The following is a 290-nucleotide window of genomic DNA, read 5'->3' as shown; positions in this document are numbered from 1 at the left end:
ATCAGCTTGATGATGTTATCTTTGGACACGGCATATCGCTCCTTCGGTGGAGAAGTGGAGGCTTCAAGCACCCCCACGATATGCCGCCTTCCCGATTCCCACCGTCACCAACTTTCAGCGATAGCTCAACGCCTGCCCGCTAGTGACTTCTTCAACAACCTGTTAGTCTTACTGAGTCAGAGTGTCGCGGTCTTTGTCGACAGGAATCATATATTTGAGAAGACTCACTTTTCAGCATGGGGAGGCTGAGATGGGTCTCACAAGATCGGGAGACGTAGCGTCGCGGTTTT

The 290-nt window shown here is 51.4% G+C and carries 1 protein-coding gene; it reads left to right on the top strand.

The features are described from left to right. Window positions 1-249, top strand: a 249-nt coding sequence (locus GWE18_RS42215) for a hypothetical protein (protein ID WP_275191348.1), incomplete at its 5' end; no start/stop codon positions are given. Window positions 250-290: the final 41 nt, after the last annotated feature.

The organism is Bradyrhizobium sp. CSA112, assembly GCF_029051645.1.
In the GTDB taxonomy this organism is placed as follows: Bacteria; Pseudomonadota; Alphaproteobacteria; order Rhizobiales; family Xanthobacteraceae; genus Bradyrhizobium.
The sequence above is the reverse complement of the archived record's forward strand: the minus strand, read 5'-3'. Positions and strand labels throughout refer to the sequence as shown.